Consider the following 15737-nt stretch of genomic DNA (forward strand, 5'->3'; position numbering starts at 1 on the left):
GCGCTCACCGCAGCTTCGGGTCGAGGGCGTCGCGGGCCGCGTCGCCGAGCATGAGGAAGCTCAGCACCGTGGCGGACAGGAACACCGCGGGGAAGATCAGCAGGTGCGGGTGGTCGACGAAGGAGTCCTGCGCCAGGTTCAGCTGCAGGCCCCAGGACACCTTCGGGTACTGCAGGCCGACGCCGAGGAAGTCCAGCGTCGCCTCGCCCGCGATCACGTTGCCGACGTTGAGGGTGGCGACCACGATCACCGGCGCGATCGCGTTCGGCAGGATGTGCCGCGCCATGATCCGCCGGTCGGACGCGCCGAGCAGCCGCGCCGCCTGCACGTAGTCGGCGTCCCGGACGGCGATGACCTGCGCCCGCATGATCCGGATCATCGTGGTCCAGCCGAGCAGCACCAGCACCAGCGTCATCGCGCCGACCCCGTGGCTCGGGAAGGCGACCAGGATGACGGTCGCGCCGAGCACGAACGGCAGCCCGAAGAACACGTCGGTGAGCCGCGCGATCAGCGCGTCCAGGAGACCGCCGTAGTAGCCGGCCAGCATCCCGAACACCAGCGCGATGGCGAACGCGAACAGCGTGACCGCGACGCCGATCAGCAGGGTCGGCCGGGCGCCGTGCACGATGTGCGCGTAGTAGTCGCAGCCGGCGAGGTCGGTGCCGAACCAGTGCGCGCCGGACGGGCCGAGCTTGGCGTGGTTCGGATCGCAGCCCTCGTTCACGCCCGTCGAGGTGAACAGCCGCGGCACCGCCGCCATCAGCGCCACCAGCAGCAGGAACGCCGACGACGCCCAGAACATCCAGCGGCGCCGCAGGTCGCGCCACGCGTCGTCCCACAGCGACGCCCGGCCGAGCTCCCCGCCGGCGACCGCGACGGCCGCCGCGGCGGTGCCCGGCGCGCCCGCGCCCGCCCCGGCGTCCGCCGGTTCCGGCTCCGCGCCCGGCGGGCCGGGGTCGGCCGCGCCCGGGTCGATCGTCTTCAATGCCCCTCCGGGTCGCTCGTCACTCGTACCTGATCCGCGGGTCCAGCAGCCCGTACAGCAGGTCCACGACCAGGTTGACCAGCAGGAAGATCAGCACCAGCACGGTGACCGCGCCGACCACCACCGGCCCCTCCTTCAGCTGGATGGACTGGAACACCTGCTGGCCGATGCCCGGCAGGTTGAAGATGCCCTCGGTCACGATCGCGCCGCCCATCAGGTTCCCGAAGTCGACGCCGAGGTAGGTCACGACGGGGATCAGCGAGTTGCGCAGCGCGTGCCGGCCGACGACCCGCGCCCGCGACAGCCCCTTGGCGTTGGCGGTGCGGACGTAGTCGGCGCGCAGGTTCTCGGCGAGGCTCGTCCTGGTCAGCCGGGCCACGTACGACAGGCCGAGGGAGCCGAGCACCATGCCGGGCAGCAGGTAGCTCATCGGCCAGCCGTCGTCGGTGCCCGCCGTCGGGAAGATCTGCCAGTGCAGCCCGAACAGGATCTGCGCGGTGTAGCCGAGCACGAACACCGGCACCGCGATCAGCAGCGTGGTGCCGCCGAGCACGAGGGTGTCGGCCACCCTGCCGCGGCGGAGCCCCGCCCAGACGCCGAGCGCGATGCCGATGACCAGCTCGAAGATCCAGGCGGTGAGCGCGAGTTGCGCGGTCACCGTCCAGCGGCCGCCGAGCATGTCCGCGACGTTCTGGCCGTCGTAGTTCTCCCCCAGGTTGCCCTGGACGAGGCCCCACATGTACTTGCCGTACTGGACCAGCAGCGGGTCGTTCAGGTTGTAGCGGTCCCGCAGCGTCGCCAGGACGTTCGCGGGGATGGGCTTGTCCCCGGCGAGCGCCTGGATCGGGTCGCCCGGCAACGCGAAGACCATCGCGTAGATGAGCAGGGTGGTCCCGATGAAGACGGGGATCGCCTGGAGGAGCCGCCGCAGGACGTAGCGCCACATCGCCGGTTACTTCACCGTCACTTCGTTGACGATCAGGCCGGTCGACCACGCCGTGATGGTGACGTTGTCGACGTTGCTGGAACGGCCGCCCTGGCCCGCCCATGTCCAGAGCGGGATCATCGGCATCTCGCGGATGGCGACGTCCTCGGCCTGGTTGTAGAACTGCAGCGCCTGCTGGTGGTCGGCGGAGCTGTTCGCCTTGGCGATCAGGTCGTCGAACTCCTTGCTCTTCCAGCCCATGCGGTTGGCGTCCGACGCCCACATGTTCTCGAGGTAGTTCTGGGCGCTCGGGTAGTCGGCCTCCCAGTTCTGCCGGTACGGCCCCTTCTCCTCGCGCTTGTTCAGCATCGAGAAGTAGTCGGAGGCGGGCACCTGCCGGAACTCGATGTTCTGGATGCCGAGGTTCTGCTTCAGCGAGTTCGCGACGATCTGCATCCACTGGTAGTACGTGGGCTGCGCGTTGGAGAAGTACAGCTCCATCGTCCCCTTGAACCCGCCGGCCTTGTCGAACAGCGTCTTGGCCTTCGCGGGGTCGAAGGTGCACAGCTCACCGCAGGCGTTCGCGCGGTGCCCGTCGATGATGGACGGCAGCAGCGAGTCGGCCGGGAAGTAGTCGCCGTTGTAGACGGCCTTGTTGATGCCCTGCCGGTCGATGACCATCGAGATGGCCTTGCGCAGGTCCGGGTTCGCGAACCGCTTGTCCCACAGCGGGAAGCCGAGGTAGTCCATCGTGCCCATCTTGCGGGGCAGGAACCGGTCGCCGAGCAGCCGCTTCGCCTCCGGCACCTTCGCCGCCGGGATCGTCTGCAGCACGTCGATCTTCCCGGCGCGCAGGTCGGTGTAGGCGCTGTCGGCGCTGGAGTAGCTCTTCCAGATCACGCCCTTGTTCTTCGGCTTGCGCGGGCCGGTGTAACCGGGGAACGGCACGAGTTTGATCTGCCTGTTGCGTTCCCAGTTCCCGCTCATCATGTACGGGCCGTTGCCGATCGGGTGGTTGTCGAAGCCCTTGAGGTCCTGCAGACCCGCCTTCGGCATCGGCGCGAACGCCGGGTAGGTGAGCAGCAGCGGGAACTGGTTGAACGGCGCGGTGAGCGTCACCTTGAGGGTCGAGGGGTCGACGACCTGGACGCCGGAGAGCTTGTCGGCCTTCGGCTTGGCCTTCTCGTCCTCGGGGTTCATCGCGTCGTACCCCTGGATGTGCGAGAAGTAGTCGTTGGCGGAGTAGGCGTTCGGCCCGTACGCGGCGTTGTTCCAGGCGTCGGCGAAGCTCTCCGCGGTGACGGGCTCGCCGTTGTGGAACTTCTGCCCGCCGCGGACCTTGATCGTCCAGATCTTCTGGTCGGTGGTCGTGAGGGACTCGGCGGCCAGGTTGTACGGCTTGCCGTCCTTGGTGAGGCCCTCCAGGTTGTCGAACAGCCCGCTGAGCACGTCGAAGGAGTAGCTGCTGGTGGTGTTGCCCGGAACCAGGTGGTCGGGTTCGGAGTGGCCGACGGTGAACACGCCGTCGCTCTTCTTCCCGCTCCCGCCGCAGGCCGACAGGCCGAGCGATGCCGCCAGCGCCACCGCGGCGAGCGCCGCGGCCTTCCCCCGCGCGCCCCTGCGCGGGCCCGCGTCCCTGAGGCTGCTCATGCTCCTCCTCGTGCTGTCCCCTCGTGCACCGGGCCCGGACACCCGCCGCACTTCAGGTTGGTGGCAGCGTCGTACCGGCGCGGCGGTTTCGGTATGGCGCTGACCGAGTCGAAACCTGATCGAGACTTGTTGATCAACCGTTGACACAGGTCAGCGGCAGGGGAAAATTAAGGTTTCCTGCGAAAGGGGCTCGACGGGTGACTCGGCAGCCGGACGCGACGGCGGGGACGGCGGGGACGAAGACGGCACCGGAGGCGGCTCCGGACCCGGGTGCGGAGGCGGCCGCCATCTGCGCGGACCTCATCCGCTTCGACACCACCAACCGGGGCGAGGGCGTGGCCCTCCCGGAGCGGCCCGCCGCCGAGCACGTCGCCGCACTGCTGGACGAGGTCGGCGTCGCCGCCGAGATCGTGGAGTCGGCGCCGGGCCGCGCCAGCGTGCTCGCCAGGATCCCCGGCACCGATCCGTCGCATCCGGCGTTCCTCGTCCACGGGCACCTGGACGTGGTCCCCGCCGACGCGTCCGACTGGAAGGTCCCGCCGTTCTCCGGCGAGGTGCGCGACGGATGCGTGTGGGGGCGCGGCGCGGTCGACATGAAGGGCAGCCTCGCGATGACGCTCGCGACGGTCCGGGCCCGGCTGCGCGCGGGCCGCCGGACGCGCGGCGACCTGGTGCTGGCGTTCCTCGCCGACGAGGAGTGCACCGGCGAGTACGGCTCCCGGTACGTGGCGCGCGAGCACCGCGCCCACTTCGAGGGGTGCACCGAGGCGATCAGCGAGTCGGGCGGGTTCAGCGTGGACGCCGCGCCCGCCGGGGACGGCGCGGGCGCGCGGATCTACCCGGTCGCGACGGGCGAGCGCGGCACCGCCTGGATGCGGCTGACGGCGCGCGGGACCGCCGGGCACGGGTCCAAGCCGGCGCCCGACAACGCCGTCGCGGAGCTCGCGCACGCGGTGTCGCGGATCGCCTCGTACGAGTGGCCGGTGCGGCTGACGCCCGGCGTGCGGGCGCTGCTGGACGGCCTGGCGGACGCCCTCGGCACGACCATCGACCACGACCGGCTGGACGAGGAGGCCGTGCGGCTCGGCCGCGCCGGGCACCTGTTCGCCGGGACGGTCCGCAACTCGGCCAACCCGACGCGGCTGGAGGCCGGGTACAAGGTGAACGTCGTGCCGGGCACGGCGTCCGCGCAGGTGGACGGCCGGTACCTGCCCGGGACCGGCGAGGAGTTCCTCGCCACCATCGACCGGCTGCTCGGCCCGAAGGTCACCCGGGAGTTCATCAACCACGAGGAGGCCCCGGCGGCGGACCCGGCGGGCGCGACGTTCGCCGCGCTCGCCGGGTCGCTGCGGGCCGAGGACCCGCTCGCCCGCCCCGTCCCGTACGTGATGGCGGGCGGCACCGACGCCAAATCGTTCAACGCGATCGGCATCACCAGCTTCGGGTTCGCGCCGCTGCGGCTCGGCCCGGACCTGGACTACTTCGGCATGTTCCACGGCGTGGACGAGCGGGTGCCGGTGGACGGCCTGGCGTTCGGCACCCGCGTCCTCGACCGCTTCCTGGACACGCGCTGACCCCCGGGCCGCATGCGCGGGCCGTGCCGCGGGGTCACTGCGACTTCTGGTAGCTGCGCAGCGAGAGGATCGCCAGCGCGACGGTGAGCGCGGTCAGGGCCAGCAGCCATCCGCCGTGCAGCGCGACCGAGCCCCAGTCGGGGTCGCCGGCCATCGCGGCGCGGCCGGCGTCCAGCGCCCAGCTCACCGGGTTGTACGCCGCGACGTGCCGGATCCAGGCCGGCATCAGGCCCTTCGCCATGAACGCCGACGACAGGAACGTCAGCGGCAGCAGCAGCATGACGTTGAGCCCGATGATGGTGTTGCGGTCGCGCAGCAGCAGGGCCAGCGTGTTCGACAGCGCGGCGAGGACCACGCCGACCAGCACGGAGGCGGCGACGAGCACGGCGAGCCCGCCTGCGCCGCCGGGGTAGCGCGCGCCCGCCGCCCACCCCAGCGCGATGATCACGATGGACTGGAACGCCGTGCTGAGCGCCTGCTCGACGACGCCCGCGTTGGTGATCGCGCTGCGCCGGACCGGCGTCACCAGGAACCGGTTCAGGGTGCCGCGCTCGATCTCGTCCATGGTGGCCATCCCGGCGAACGAGTTCAGCGACACCGCGTTCATGACCACGACCCCGGGGATGAGGTAGTCGAGGTACGACGGGGCGCCGAAGCCGGGCAGCTCGACGACCCGCTTGAACAGCTCGCCGAACAGGAACAGCCAGACCATCGGCTGGACGAGCGTCATGACCAGGACGGCCGGGTTGCGGCCGAGCGCCGACAGCCGGCGCTGCGTCATCCACCAGGTGCCGCTGAGGAGCCCGTTCATCGCGCGCCTCCGATCGCCGCGGGCTCGGACGCCGCGCCGGGGACGGCGTCCGCGTGCGCGAACCGGCGTCCGGCGTAGCGCAGGTACACGTCGTCCAGCGAGGGCCGCGCGACCGTCGCCGCCGCCGCCGGCATCCCGGCCTGGTCGAGCGCGGCCAGGACGGCGGGCACCGCGGACGCGCCGTCGTCGGCGCGCGCGCTGAGCCGCGCGCCGTCCAGCACGATGTCGCGGACGCCGGACAGCCGGCCGAGCGCCGCGCGCACCCGCGCCTCGTCCGGCGCCTCTCGCCACTCCAGGTGGACGGCGTCGCCGCGAAGCTCTCCCTTGAGGGCGTCGGGGGTGCCCTCCGCGACGACCCGGCCGCGGTCGACGATCGCCAGCCGCCCGGCGAGCCGGTCCGCCTCGTCCAGGTAGTGCGTGGTCAGCAGGATCGCGAGCGCGTCGTCGCCCGCCAGCCGGGCGATCTCCGCCCACATCGACGCGCGGGCCTCGGGGTCGAGCCCGGTCGTCGGCTCGTCCAGGAACAGCACCCGCGGCCGGTGGACGAGGCCGAGCGCCACGTCCAGCCGGCGCCGCATCCCGCCGGAGTAGGTCTTCACCTGGCGGGACGCGGCGTCCCGCAGCCCGAAGCGGTCGAGCAGCTCGTCGGCGCGGCGGCGCGCGTCCGCGCCGCCCATCCCGTGCAGCCGGCCCTGCAGGACCAGGTTCGCGCGGCCCGAGGCGCCGGGGTCGGCGCCGGACTGCTGCGCCACGACCCCGATGGCGCGCCGCACCCGGCCGGGGCGGCGCAGGACGTCGTGCCCGGCGACGGACGCGGTGCCCGCGTCCGGCCGGACCAGCGTGGTGAGGATCTTGACGGTGGTGGACTTGCCCGCCCCGTTGGGGCCGAGCAGGCCGAGGATCTCTCCCCGGCCGACGGTGACGGACAGCCCGTCCAGGGCCCGGACGTCGCCGGGATAGTGCTTGACCAGATGGTCGGCCTCGATGGCGTGCGCCATGGTCGCCTCCGTACGGCGAGACGTGCTCGGCGGGGCGTCCCGGATAAGCTGGTTTCGAGGTCTCGCCGCCGGGACCTGCTCCGCGAGCGGGTTTCCGTGGTGGGTTCTGAGGCCCGGCGGCGGTGTTGCCGCACCGCCGCCGGGCCATGATCAGGTCTCCGTGGCGCCCCTTTCCGCGAGTTCCGCGATCTCCGGCGGGACGCGGCCGGTGGCGTGGAACGCGCGCCACATCGCCAGGCCCTCCAGGGTGCCGCCGGTGATCTCGCCGAGGAAGGCGCGCACCCAGTCCGCCTCCGCCCGCACGATGGCCAGGGCGTACTCGGCCTCCAGGAGGAAGACGCGCGGCACCTCGGTCGCCGCGTCGAGCGCGGCGCGGCCGTCCGCGATCCGCCGCTCCAGGGCGTCGAGCCGGCGGCGCAGCAGCTCGGCGGTCTCGTCCGGGCCGAGCGCGCCGAGCACCGACAGCCCGGCCTCGAGCCGCCGGTGCTCGGTCTCGGGGACCTCGATCAGCTCCCGCACCCAGTCGGCCAGTTCCTCGCGCCCCGCGTCGGTGATCCGGTAGACGGTGCGCTCGGGGCGGGCGCCGTCGCGGACGCTGCCCTCCACCTCCAGGAAGCCGTGCTTCTCCAGGTTCCGGACCACCGTGTAGAGCGAGCCCCACTTGATGTCCATGTCGTGGTCCTTGCCACGCGCCTTCATCAGCGAAGCCATCTCGTACGGGTGCATCGGCCTGGCCGAGACCGTCGACAGCACGGCGAGCCCCAGGAGGTTGCCCACCTTCCGCCGCTTCGCCATGCCGTGCTCCTCGCCCACGATTATTCGTGGACGAGTATAAGCAATCGCGTCCATGCCCTGCCGACCCGACGAAGCACCCGACCCGACGAAGCACCCGACCCGACGAAGCGCCCGGCTCGACGAAGCGCCCGGCTCGAAGAGGCGGCCCGGGTCAGAGAAGCGCCGGGGCCAGTTCGCGCCACTGCTCCAGCGGCAGTTCCGCCGGGTCCGCCGTGAGGACCTGGACGCAGACGTGGTCGGCGCCCGCGTCCAGGTGCTCGCGCACGCGCTCGCGGATCGCGTCCGCGTCCCCGTGCGCGACGATGGCGTCCACGAGCCGGTCGCTCGGACCGCCGCCGGGGCCGCCCGTCATGTCGTCGTCGCCGTAGCCGAGCCGCCGCACGCTGGCCCGCTGGTGCTCCGCCGCGTGCACGTAGCCGGCGACGTGCGCCCGCGCGATCTCGCGGGCGCGGGCGGTGTCGGCGTCGAGCACGACGGCCTGCTCGACGCCGAGGAAGGCGTCCGTGCCCATGATCCGCCTGGCCCGCACGGTGTGCTCGACGGGCACGAAGTACGGGTGCGCGCCCCACGTCCGCTCCGCCGCCAGCTCCAGCATCCTCGGCCCGAGGGCCGCCAGCACCCGGCGCGGCGCCGGATCGGCGGGGACGGCGTGCACCGGCACCGCGTCCATCGCGTCGAGGTAGGCCCGCATCATCGGCACCGGCCGCCCGACCGGCGGCATCGCGTAGCCGTCCAGCTCGCCGGCCTCGCCGGCCCGGTGGCCGCCGAGTCCGAGCAGGTAGCGGCCCGGGAACGCCTCCCCGAGGGTACGTTCGGCCCCCGCCATCGCGATCGGGTCGCGGAAGGCGATGTTGGCGATCCCGGACGCGACGGCGATTCGCCGCGTCGCGCCCAGCACCAGCCACGCCTGCCCGGCGCTGTCGCGCCCGAACGCCTCGCCGAACCAGATGGCCCCGTAGCCGAGCTCCTCGATCTCCGCCGCCGCCTCGCGCACCCGTCCCGCCGGCTGCCCGTCGAACGCGAACGTCCAGATCCCGACCCGGCCGAGCCCGTCCCGCTGCATCGCATGCCTCCCGTTTTCCGGAGAACTTCTCCGGTTCACTGCCGGGTACGATACGGAGAAGTTCTCCAGTTGGCGACCCGGGCCGCGACGGCCGAGGATGGGACGATGACCACGGCGGACGAGACGCGCTCCGGGCGCCCGCTGCGCGCGGACGCCCGCCGCAACCGCGAGCGGGTGCTGGCGGCGGCCCGCGAGACGTTCGCCGAGAGCGGCCCGGACGCCTCCCTCAACGAGATCGCGCGGCGCGCCGGCGTCGGCCCCGGCACCCTCTACCGGCACTTCCCCACCCGGCGGGCGCTGCTGGCCGCCGTCCTCGCCGACCGCGTCGAGCGGCTGTGCGCCCGCGCGGACCTGCTGATCGCCTCGGAGTCCCCCGCGGCCGCGCTGTCGGGCTGGCTGCGCGCCTTCCTCGACCACGCGAGCGGCGACCACGGGCTCGGCGGCGCGGCGCTGGCGGGACCGCCGGACCTCGGCCTCGACTGCCACGCCGCGATCCGGGAGGCGGCCGGGCGCGTCCTCGGGCACGCCCAGCGGGCCGGCGCGGCGCGTCCCGACGTGACGGCCGCCGACATGACGCAACTGGTCGTCGGCGTGGCGCTCGCCACCGAGGACACCGCGCACGACCCCGGGCAGCGCGGCCGCCTCCTCGCCCTGATCGAGGACGCGCTGCGCCCCTGAGGCCGCGTCCGGGCGGGTAGGAGACGGTCGTGGAGTTCTCAACGGCGGCCGACGAGCTGTACGGCGTCGTGCCGGAGGAGTTCGTGGCGACCCGGACGCGCCTGGCGCGCGAGGCCCGAGCGGACGGCGACGCCGCGCTCGCCAAGCGGATCGGCGCGCTGCGCAGGCCCACGCTGTCGGCCTGGGCGGTGAACCTGCTGACGCGGTCGGCGGCGGACGATCTCGGCGGCCTGCTGGACGTCGGCGCGCGGATGCGGGAGGCGTGGGGCTCCGGCGGCGGGCTCGGCGACCTGGAACGGCAGCGGGCGCGGCTCGTCGCCGCGCTGCTGCGCCGCGCGGGCGAGCTCGCGGCGGAGGCGGGGCGTCCGCTGCGCGACCAGGCCGTCCGCGAGGTCGAGGACACCCTGCAGGCCGCCACCGTGGACGAGCAGGTCGCGGGCGAGGTGCGGGAGGGGCGGCTGCCGCGGCCGCGCAGCCACACCGGCTTCGTCCCGGCGGGCTTCGCCCTCGCCCCCGGGGCCGGGGCGGAGCGGGAACCGGAGGCCGGGAAGCGCCCGAAGCCGCGGGAGAAGGCCGCCCCCGCCAAGGACACGGCCGCCCCGGCGGAGAGGAAGGCCGAGCGGCCGAGGGTCACGCGGACGAGCGCGGCGCGCGCCAGGCGGGCGGAGGCCCTGGCCGGGCGGGCGGACGAGGCGGAGCGCGCCCTGGCGGACAGGACCGAGCGCGCAGACGCGGCGAGGCGGGTGGCCGAGGACGCGTCGGCCGAGGTGGGGCGGCTGCGACACGAGCTGGAGCGGGCCACCGCGGAGCGGGACTCGGCGGCGCGGAAGGCGGAGCGCGCCGAGCAGGCGCGCGACCGGGCGGAGGAGGCGGCGCGGGATGCGCGGAAGGCGGCGAAGGAGGCGCGGCGGGCGGCCGACCGGGACGCCGCGCACGGCTGACCGCGGGACCCCGGCCGCACGGCCGGGTCCCGTGATGAAGTAAGTTCCACTAATAGAACGCGATTCGAGAATCAGGGGGCGCGCGGTGACGGCACCGGTGGTGGAACAGGCGGCGGAATGGTACGAACCGGGGGCCCATCCGGTGGCACCCGGCGTGCACCGGATCCCGCTGGCGCTCCCCATACCGTCGCTGCACGCCGTCAACGTCTACGTCATCGAGGACTCCGAGGGCCCGGTCCTGGTCGACTCCGGCTGGGCGATGCCGGACAGCCGCACGGCGCTCGAGACCGCGCTGCGGACGCTCGGCCACGGGCTCGACGACGTGGCGCAGTTCCTCGTCACGCACGCGCACCGGGACCACTACTCGCAGGCGCTCGCGCTGCGCGGGTCGTTCGGCACCCGGGTGCGGGTCGGGCGCGGTGAGCGGCCGTCGATCGAGGCGTCCGCGCTTCCGCACGGCGTGCACGCGCGCCAGGTCGAGATGCTCCGCCGCTGCGGCGCCGGCGAGCTCGCCGCGGAGATCGCCGCGATCACCCGCGACCCCGCCGGCGAGGAGGACCCGCTGACCGCCCCCGACGCCTGGCTGGACGACGGGGAGCGGGTCGCGCTGACCGGGCGCGGGCTGGACGTGTTCGCCACGCCCGGCCACACCCGCGGGCACGTGGTGCTGCGGGACGCGTCGGCTGGGCTGCTCTTCGCCGGCGACCACGTCCTGCCGCACATCAGCCCGTCCATCGGCCTCGAGGCCGAGCCGGAGCGGCGGCCGCTGCGCAGCTACCTGGACTCGCTGCGGCTCGTCCGCGACATGCCCGACACGCTGCTGCTGCCCGCGCACGGCCCGGTGACGGCGAGCGTCCACACCCGGATCGACCAGCTGCTGGAGCACCACGCGGCCCGCCTCGACGCCGCCGCCGAGCGGGTCCGCGCGGGCCACGGGACGGCCTTCGAGGTCGCCGCGGCGATGACCTGGACGCGGCGGCGCCGCACGCTCGCCGACCTGGACGCCTTCAGCCGGATGCTCGCCGTGCTGGAGATCGAGGCGCACCTGGACGTGCTCGCCGACCAGGGCCTCCTGGACGTCCACGAGGAGGGCGGCGTCCGCCGCTACGCGCCGCGCGCCTGAAAGGCCAGCGGGTCGCGGCCCAGGTGGGCCAGCAGCCGGTCGGAGGGCGCGGCCGTGCCGGGGACGGCGACGGCCGGGGCGAACAGGCCGGCGCGGGTCGCGTCGGTGACCAGCGCCATGGCGGGGTCCAGCAGGAGCCCGGCGAGGCCCGGCGGGATCGGCCGCGGGTTCCCGGTCGCGCAGGCGATGTCCCAGCCGTGCACGGCGATCTCGATGGCGCCCGTCATGGCGACCATGGACGCCTGCAGGGGGCACCCGCCGACGGTGACCGGCCGGTCGTCGGCGCTCGTCCAGGCGCCGAGGAGCCGGACGGCGCCGGACCGGAACGCCGCCACCAGCGCGGCCGCCGGGTCGTCCGGCGGAGCGCCGCGGGACGCCGGGCCCGGCCCCGGGCGCAACCGGACCGACCCCGTGTCGACGGCCTCCAGCAAGGCGTCCAGGGAGTCGGCGGTATGCCGCAGCAGCGCCCCGACGTCCCAGCCGTGGCATGGCGTCGCCCGGCCCAGCGCCGCGGGCGTGACGCCCCCGAGCCCGCCGAGCGCGTAACCCACGGACCGTTCGAGCAGCGCCACCGTCTCCACCGAGCTCATCCCCGCCCTCGCCTTCCGGGGACCGTCCCCACCTGAACTGACCGCGGCGGGACGGGAAAGTCACCGGGAAGGGCGGACGAGTTTCGCGTGCCGCGCGCCGGCGGGGCGTCAGGCCCGGTAGCGGCGGCGGGCGTTGCCCGAGAACAGGCGCCGCCGCTCACCGCCGGACAGGGGCTCGACGATCTCCCGGTAGGCGGCGATGAGCCGCGGGAACGTCCCGGCGACGCCGTCGACGGGGAAGTTGCTGCCGAAGAAGCACCGCTCGACGCCGAACAGCTCCAGGCAGGTCTCCACGAACGGCCGCAGCCGCGCCGTCTCGAGGGTGCCGAGCGCCATCCCGAGCCCGGAGATCTTGCAGTCGACGTGCGGGAGCGCGGCGAGCCGGGCCACGCCGTCGCGCCACGCGCGGAACTGGTCCGGCGCGTCGCCGTCCGGCCATCCGGCGTGCTCCAGCACGAACGCGGTGCCGGGCGCCCGCTCGGCGGCGGCCGCGTGGGCGGCGGCGTCGCCGGGGTGGACGACGAGGTCGAAGACCAGGTCCCGATCGCCGAGCAGCCGGAACAGGCCGCCGGCCGCCTCCGGGTCCAGGCCGTCGAAGACCCGGATCCCGCGGAACGCCGGGCTCGCCGCCTGCGCGTCCAGGTCGGCGGCGATCGCGTCGAGGGGCGCGGACGGGTCCACGGTGCCGATGATCGCGGCGGGGTCGCCGGTGGCGCGGCGCGTCTCGTCCAGCCAGCGGGTCTCGTCCAGGTGGGCGCCCGGCTTCGTGACCGCCGAGACGTGCACGACGCCGGTGATCTCGACACCGTCCGCCGCCGAGCGGTACCCGTCCGGGAGGTGGTCGCGGACGAGTTCGGGCCTCCACACGGCCAGCCCCGGGTACCAGTCGTTGGCCTCGGGCCGCCAGAAGTGCACGTGGGAGTCGAAGAACTCGAGGTCTGCGATCGCCGTCATGCCCCTATAAGGACCATGGCGCGACAGCGCGGCGCAAGGGCGGGTCCCACCGGGCGCCCCGGCCCGCGGGCGGCCCGGGGCCGCCGGTTAGCATGCTCTTCCAAGTCCCCCGGCGGAAGGAGCGCCATGACGCTCGCCCCCGAGTCCACCGACATCGTCGAGATCACCTCCGCGGAGGAGCTGCGCGAGCTGCTCGGCGCCCCGATGCGGCGGGCCATCGACAAGGAGCGCACGGCGCTGCACGCCTGGGACCGGGAGTGGCTCGCGCGGTCCCCGTTCTGCCTGATCGCCACCAGCGACGCGGAGGGCGGCTGCGACGTCTCCCCCAAGGGCGACCCGCCCGGGTTCGTGCACGTGCTCGACGACACCACGATCGCGATCCCCGACCGTCCCGGCAACCGCCGCGCGGACGGCTTCCTGAACATCCTGAGCAACCCGCATGTCGGGCTGCTCTTCATGGTCCCGCGGCGCAGCGAGACGCTGCGGATCAACGGCCGGGCCCGGCTGGTCCGGGAGGCGCCGTTCTTCGACGACATGGTCGTCAAGGGCCACCGGCCGTCGCTGGCGCTGATCGTGGACATCGAGCAGATCTTCTTCCACTGCGCGAAGGCGCTGATGCGCTCCAGGATGTGGAAGCCCGAGCAGTGGGCGGAGGACACGCTCCCCTCGCACGCCCACATCGTCAAGGCCGTCCAGTACACCGAGGAGAGCCTCGACGAGCTGGAGCGGTACTACGGGCCGGCCTACGAGAACAGGCTCTACGGAGGCTGACACCGGGCGGGACGCGGACGCCGCGCCGGTGAACCCCGGCGCCCGTGAACGTCGGCACCGCCGAACCCCGGCGCCGTGGAACGACCCCCGCGCTTTCGCGCGCGGGGGTCTTGCACGCCGAGCGGCCGGGTCAGCCGCTCTTGCGGCGGAACTGGCGCTGGTGGTCGGCGCGCTCGTGCACGCCCCGCACCTTCGACCCGTTCCGCCCCGCCCCGCCGGCGCTCTTCTCCGACGCGCCGCGCTTGCGTTCCAGGGCCTCCCTGAACCTGCGCTTCACGTCGTCCTCGCCTGTCTCGCCGTCTCCGTTCGGGTCGGCCATGCGGACCTCCAGCTCTCATAGGGGCACCCCTAGCCTCACACATCCCGGCCCGGACGGCGATCCGCACCCCCTCCGAAGATCAACTTGGGAGTTTTCCCCATCAACCGGCCAGGCTGGGAGGAACTCTCTAAGGTTTGTGATCGTGGAGCCCCAGATCCCGCAGGCCGAGGCCGCGCCCGCCCATCCGCCGCTGGAGTCGCTGGCCGTCCAGCCGCTCCTCAACCGCGACTACGAGACGCGCCCCGCCGTGTTCTACGAGCGGCTCCGCGCCGAGTACGGTCCCGTCGCGCCGGTGAACGTGCTGGGCGTGCCGGTGTGGCTGGTCATCGGCTACCCGCAGACGCTGGAGATCCTGCGCGACTCCCGGGGCGTGTGGAGCCGCCGGGTCGACGCGTGGCGCGCCTACCGGGAGGGCGCCGTCCCCGCGGACTGGCCGATGCTGCCGGTGGTCGAGTCCGACAACTGCGGCTTCCGCGACGGCGCCGACCTCACCCGGCTGCGCAGCGCGTGGAGCGAGGGGCTGCGCCCGTTCCAGGACCGGACCCGCCCGGAGGCCAAGGCGCTGGAGGAGGCCGTCCGGCTGTACGCGGACGAGCTGATCGACGTGCTGGCCGAGAACGGCGGCCGCACCGGCTACGCCGACCTCGCGGCGCAGTACGCGCGGCCGCTGCCGCTGATGGTCGTCGGGCGGCTGCTCGGCACCGGCGCGGACGAGGACGACGGGCTGATCGTCGACCTGTGGCGGGTCCTGGACGCCGGCCCGGACGCCCAGGAGGCGTCCGCGCGGCTGCTCGCCCGGACGGCGGGCGTGTGCGCGGCGCGGGCCGCCTCCCCCGGCCAGGACCTGCCGTCCTTCATGCTCGCGGCGATGCCGGACCTCACGGCCGAGGAGCTGACCGGCGAGATGGCGATGATGACGGGGCTGGTCGGCGACGTCACCGGCACGCTCATCTGCAACACCATCACCGAGGTGCTGATCGGCGAGACGGGCGCCCGCGACAGCCTGTCCGCCGGGATGATCCAGGAGGCGATCAACCGGGCCTCCACCGCCAACCCGCCGATGGCGAACCTGGCGTTCCGCTGGCCCCGGTCCGACGTGCGCGTCGGCCGGTTCCAGATCGCGGCCGGCGACCCGGTCATGGTGTCGCCCGCCGCCGCGCACCTGGACCCGGCGTTCACCGGGAACGCCGCACCCGACTCGATCTACAGCTCGCGCGCGCACCTGGCGTGGAGCGCGGGGCCGCACGCCTGCCTGGGCCGCGACCTCGCGACGACCGTCACCACGATCGCGGTGGAGCGGCTGTTCGAGCGGTTCGCCGGGCTGCGGCTGGCGCTGCCGCCGGACCAGCTGGCCTGGCGGTCGTCCCCGCTCATCCGCGGGCTGCGCTCCCTGCCGGTCGACTACGAGCTGGCGGGCGAGCCCCGGCGGCCGGCACCCGCCGCCCCCGAGCCGGACGGGAGCCCGCAGGAGCCGGACCGCGCCGGGTCCGGGTCGGCGTCGCTGGTGCGGCGGATCCTGCGGACGATGCGGCTGTCGCAGAGCTGACCGCCACCGCGGAG

General features: G+C 74.0%; 16 protein-coding genes. 6 read left to right on the plus strand and 10 right to left on the minus strand.

Annotated elements, in window-relative coordinates:
* Positions 1-4 precede the first annotated feature (4 nt).
* From J4557_RS34180 to J4557_RS34190, 3 genes are read right to left on the minus strand one after another with little or no spacing between them, the layout of a single operon-like run.
* The gene (locus J4557_RS34180) at positions 5-985 is read right to left on the minus strand and encodes an ABC transporter permease (RefSeq protein WP_243776772.1); all 981 of its coding nucleotides are present in this window, start codon (positions 983-985) and stop codon (positions 5-7) included.
* 19 nt (positions 986-1004) lie between these two features.
* Positions 1005-1931 carry an ABC transporter permease gene (locus J4557_RS34185; RefSeq protein WP_208270901.1) on the minus strand — a complete coding sequence of 309 codons (927 nt, stop codon included), beginning with the start codon at positions 1929-1931 and terminating at the stop codon, positions 1005-1007.
* A gap of 6 nt (positions 1932-1937) precedes the next feature.
* Positions 1938-3560: a peptide ABC transporter substrate-binding protein gene (locus J4557_RS34190; protein ID WP_208270902.1), complete on the minus strand. Its 1623-nt coding sequence runs from the start codon at positions 3558-3560 to the stop codon at positions 1938-1940.
* Positions 3561-3757: 197 nt separating this feature from the next.
* Between J4557_RS34190 and J4557_RS34195 the strand changes: the two genes are divergently transcribed.
* Positions 3758-5134, plus strand: coding sequence for a M20/M25/M40 family metallo-hydrolase (locus J4557_RS34195; protein ID WP_208270903.1), 1377 nt, complete (start codon positions 3758-3760; stop codon positions 5132-5134).
* Between the two features lie 34 nt (positions 5135-5168).
* Here the strand turns inward: J4557_RS34195 and J4557_RS34200 are convergent, their stop codons facing one another.
* The 4 genes from J4557_RS34200 to J4557_RS34215 form a co-directional block, all read right to left on the minus strand.
* Positions 5169-5945: an ABC transporter permease gene (locus J4557_RS34200; protein WP_208270904.1), complete on the minus strand. Its 777-nt coding sequence runs from the start codon at positions 5943-5945 to the stop codon at positions 5169-5171.
* Positions 5942-6943, minus strand: coding sequence for an ATP-binding cassette domain-containing protein (locus tag J4557_RS34205; protein ID WP_208270905.1), 1002 nt, complete (start codon positions 6941-6943; stop codon positions 5942-5944). The genes J4557_RS34200 and J4557_RS34205 overlap by 4 nt, the downstream gene beginning before the upstream one ends.
* A gap of 150 nt (positions 6944-7093) precedes the next feature.
* The gene (locus J4557_RS34210) at positions 7094-7738 is read right to left on the minus strand and encodes a PadR family transcriptional regulator (protein ID WP_208270906.1); all 645 of its coding nucleotides are present in this window, start codon (positions 7736-7738) and stop codon (positions 7094-7096) included.
* 151 nt (positions 7739-7889) lie between these two features.
* Entirely contained in the window at positions 7890-8801 is a 912-nt protein-coding gene (locus tag J4557_RS34215) for a TIGR03620 family F420-dependent LLM class oxidoreductase (protein ID WP_208270907.1), read from the minus strand.
* Between the two features lie 105 nt (positions 8802-8906).
* On the opposite strand from J4557_RS34215, the gene J4557_RS34220 reads away from it, so the two are divergent.
* From J4557_RS34220 to J4557_RS34230, 3 genes are all read left to right on the plus strand, one after another.
* Positions 8907-9479 carry a TetR/AcrR family transcriptional regulator gene (locus J4557_RS34220; protein WP_208270908.1) on the plus strand — a complete coding sequence of 191 codons (573 nt, stop codon included), beginning with the start codon at positions 8907-8909 and terminating at the stop codon, positions 9477-9479.
* A 29-nt stretch (positions 9480-9508) separates the two neighbouring features.
* The gene (locus J4557_RS34225; protein WP_208270909.1) at positions 9509-10420 is read left to right on the plus strand and encodes a hypothetical protein; all 912 of its coding nucleotides are present in this window, start codon (positions 9509-9511) and stop codon (positions 10418-10420) included.
* A gap of 85 nt (positions 10421-10505) precedes the next feature.
* Positions 10506-11543, plus strand: coding sequence for an MBL fold metallo-hydrolase (locus J4557_RS34230; RefSeq protein WP_208270910.1), 1038 nt, complete (start codon positions 10506-10508; stop codon positions 11541-11543).
* Here the strand turns inward: J4557_RS34230 and J4557_RS34235 are convergent.
* Entirely contained in the window at positions 11525-12133 is a 609-nt protein-coding gene (locus tag J4557_RS34235; protein WP_208270911.1) for a TIGR03086 family metal-binding protein, read from the minus strand. The two genes, J4557_RS34230 and J4557_RS34235, sit on opposite strands and share 19 nt — an antisense overlap.
* A gap of 108 nt (positions 12134-12241) precedes the next feature.
* Positions 12242-13087 (minus strand): amidohydrolase family protein, encoded by an 846-nt coding sequence (locus J4557_RS34240; RefSeq protein WP_208270912.1) that lies wholly within the window; start codon positions 13085-13087, stop codon positions 12242-12244.
* A gap of 126 nt (positions 13088-13213) precedes the next feature.
* On the opposite strand from J4557_RS34240, the gene J4557_RS34245 reads away from it, so the two are divergent.
* The gene (locus J4557_RS34245) at positions 13214-13858 is read left to right on the plus strand and encodes a pyridoxamine 5'-phosphate oxidase family protein (RefSeq protein ID WP_208270913.1); all 645 of its coding nucleotides are present in this window, start codon (positions 13214-13216) and stop codon (positions 13856-13858) included.
* A 130-nt stretch (positions 13859-13988) separates the two neighbouring features.
* On the opposite strand, the gene J4557_RS34250 is transcribed toward J4557_RS34245, so the two are convergent.
* The gene (locus J4557_RS34250) at positions 13989-14177 is read right to left on the minus strand and encodes a DUF5302 domain-containing protein (protein ID WP_208270914.1); all 189 of its coding nucleotides are present in this window, start codon (positions 14175-14177) and stop codon (positions 13989-13991) included.
* A 142-nt stretch (positions 14178-14319) separates the two neighbouring features.
* On the opposite strand from J4557_RS34250, the gene J4557_RS34255 reads away from it, so the two are divergent.
* Positions 14320-15723, plus strand: coding sequence for a cytochrome P450 family protein (locus J4557_RS34255; protein WP_208270915.1), 1404 nt, complete (start codon positions 14320-14322; stop codon positions 15721-15723).
* Positions 15724-15737: the final 14 nt, after the last annotated feature.

Origin of the sequence: Actinomadura nitritigenes (assembly GCF_017573545.1) — a bacterium.
Classification (GTDB): domain Bacteria; phylum Actinomycetota; class Actinomycetes; order Streptosporangiales; family Streptosporangiaceae; genus Spirillospora; species Spirillospora nitritigenes.

Coding starts and splice junctions, on each gene's coding strand:
- J4557_RS34235 (WP_208270911.1), bottom strand. CDS start 12,133: ATGAGCTCGGTGGAGACGGTGGCGCTGCTCGAACGGTCCGTGGGTTAC.
- J4557_RS34240 (WP_208270912.1), bottom strand. CDS start 13,087: ATGACGGCGATCGCAGACCTCGAGTTCTTCGACTCCCACGTGCACTTC.
- J4557_RS34205 (WP_208270905.1), bottom strand. CDS start 6,943: ATGGCGCACGCCATCGAGGCCGACCATCTGGTCAAGCACTATCCCGGC.
- J4557_RS34250 (WP_208270914.1), bottom strand. CDS start 14,177: ATGGCCGACCCGAACGGAGACGGCGAGACAGGCGAGGACGACGTGAAG.
- J4557_RS34210 (WP_208270906.1), bottom strand. CDS start 7,738: ATGGCGAAGCGGCGGAAGGTGGGCAACCTCCTGGGGCTCGCCGTGCTG.
- J4557_RS34245 (WP_208270913.1), top strand. CDS start 13,214: ATGACGCTCGCCCCCGAGTCCACCGACATCGTCGAGATCACCTCCGCG.
- J4557_RS34220 (WP_208270908.1), top strand. CDS start 8,907: ATGACCACGGCGGACGAGACGCGCTCCGGGCGCCCGCTGCGCGCGGAC.
- J4557_RS34215 (WP_208270907.1), bottom strand. CDS start 8,801: ATGCAGCGGGACGGGCTCGGCCGGGTCGGGATCTGGACGTTCGCGTTC.
- J4557_RS34200 (WP_208270904.1), bottom strand. CDS start 5,945: ATGAACGGGCTCCTCAGCGGCACCTGGTGGATGACGCAGCGCCGGCTG.
- J4557_RS34190 (WP_208270902.1), bottom strand. CDS start 3,560: ATGAGCAGCCTCAGGGACGCGGGCCCGCGCAGGGGCGCGCGGGGGAAG.
- J4557_RS34185 (WP_208270901.1), bottom strand. CDS start 1,931: ATGTGGCGCTACGTCCTGCGGCGGCTCCTCCAGGCGATCCCCGTCTTC.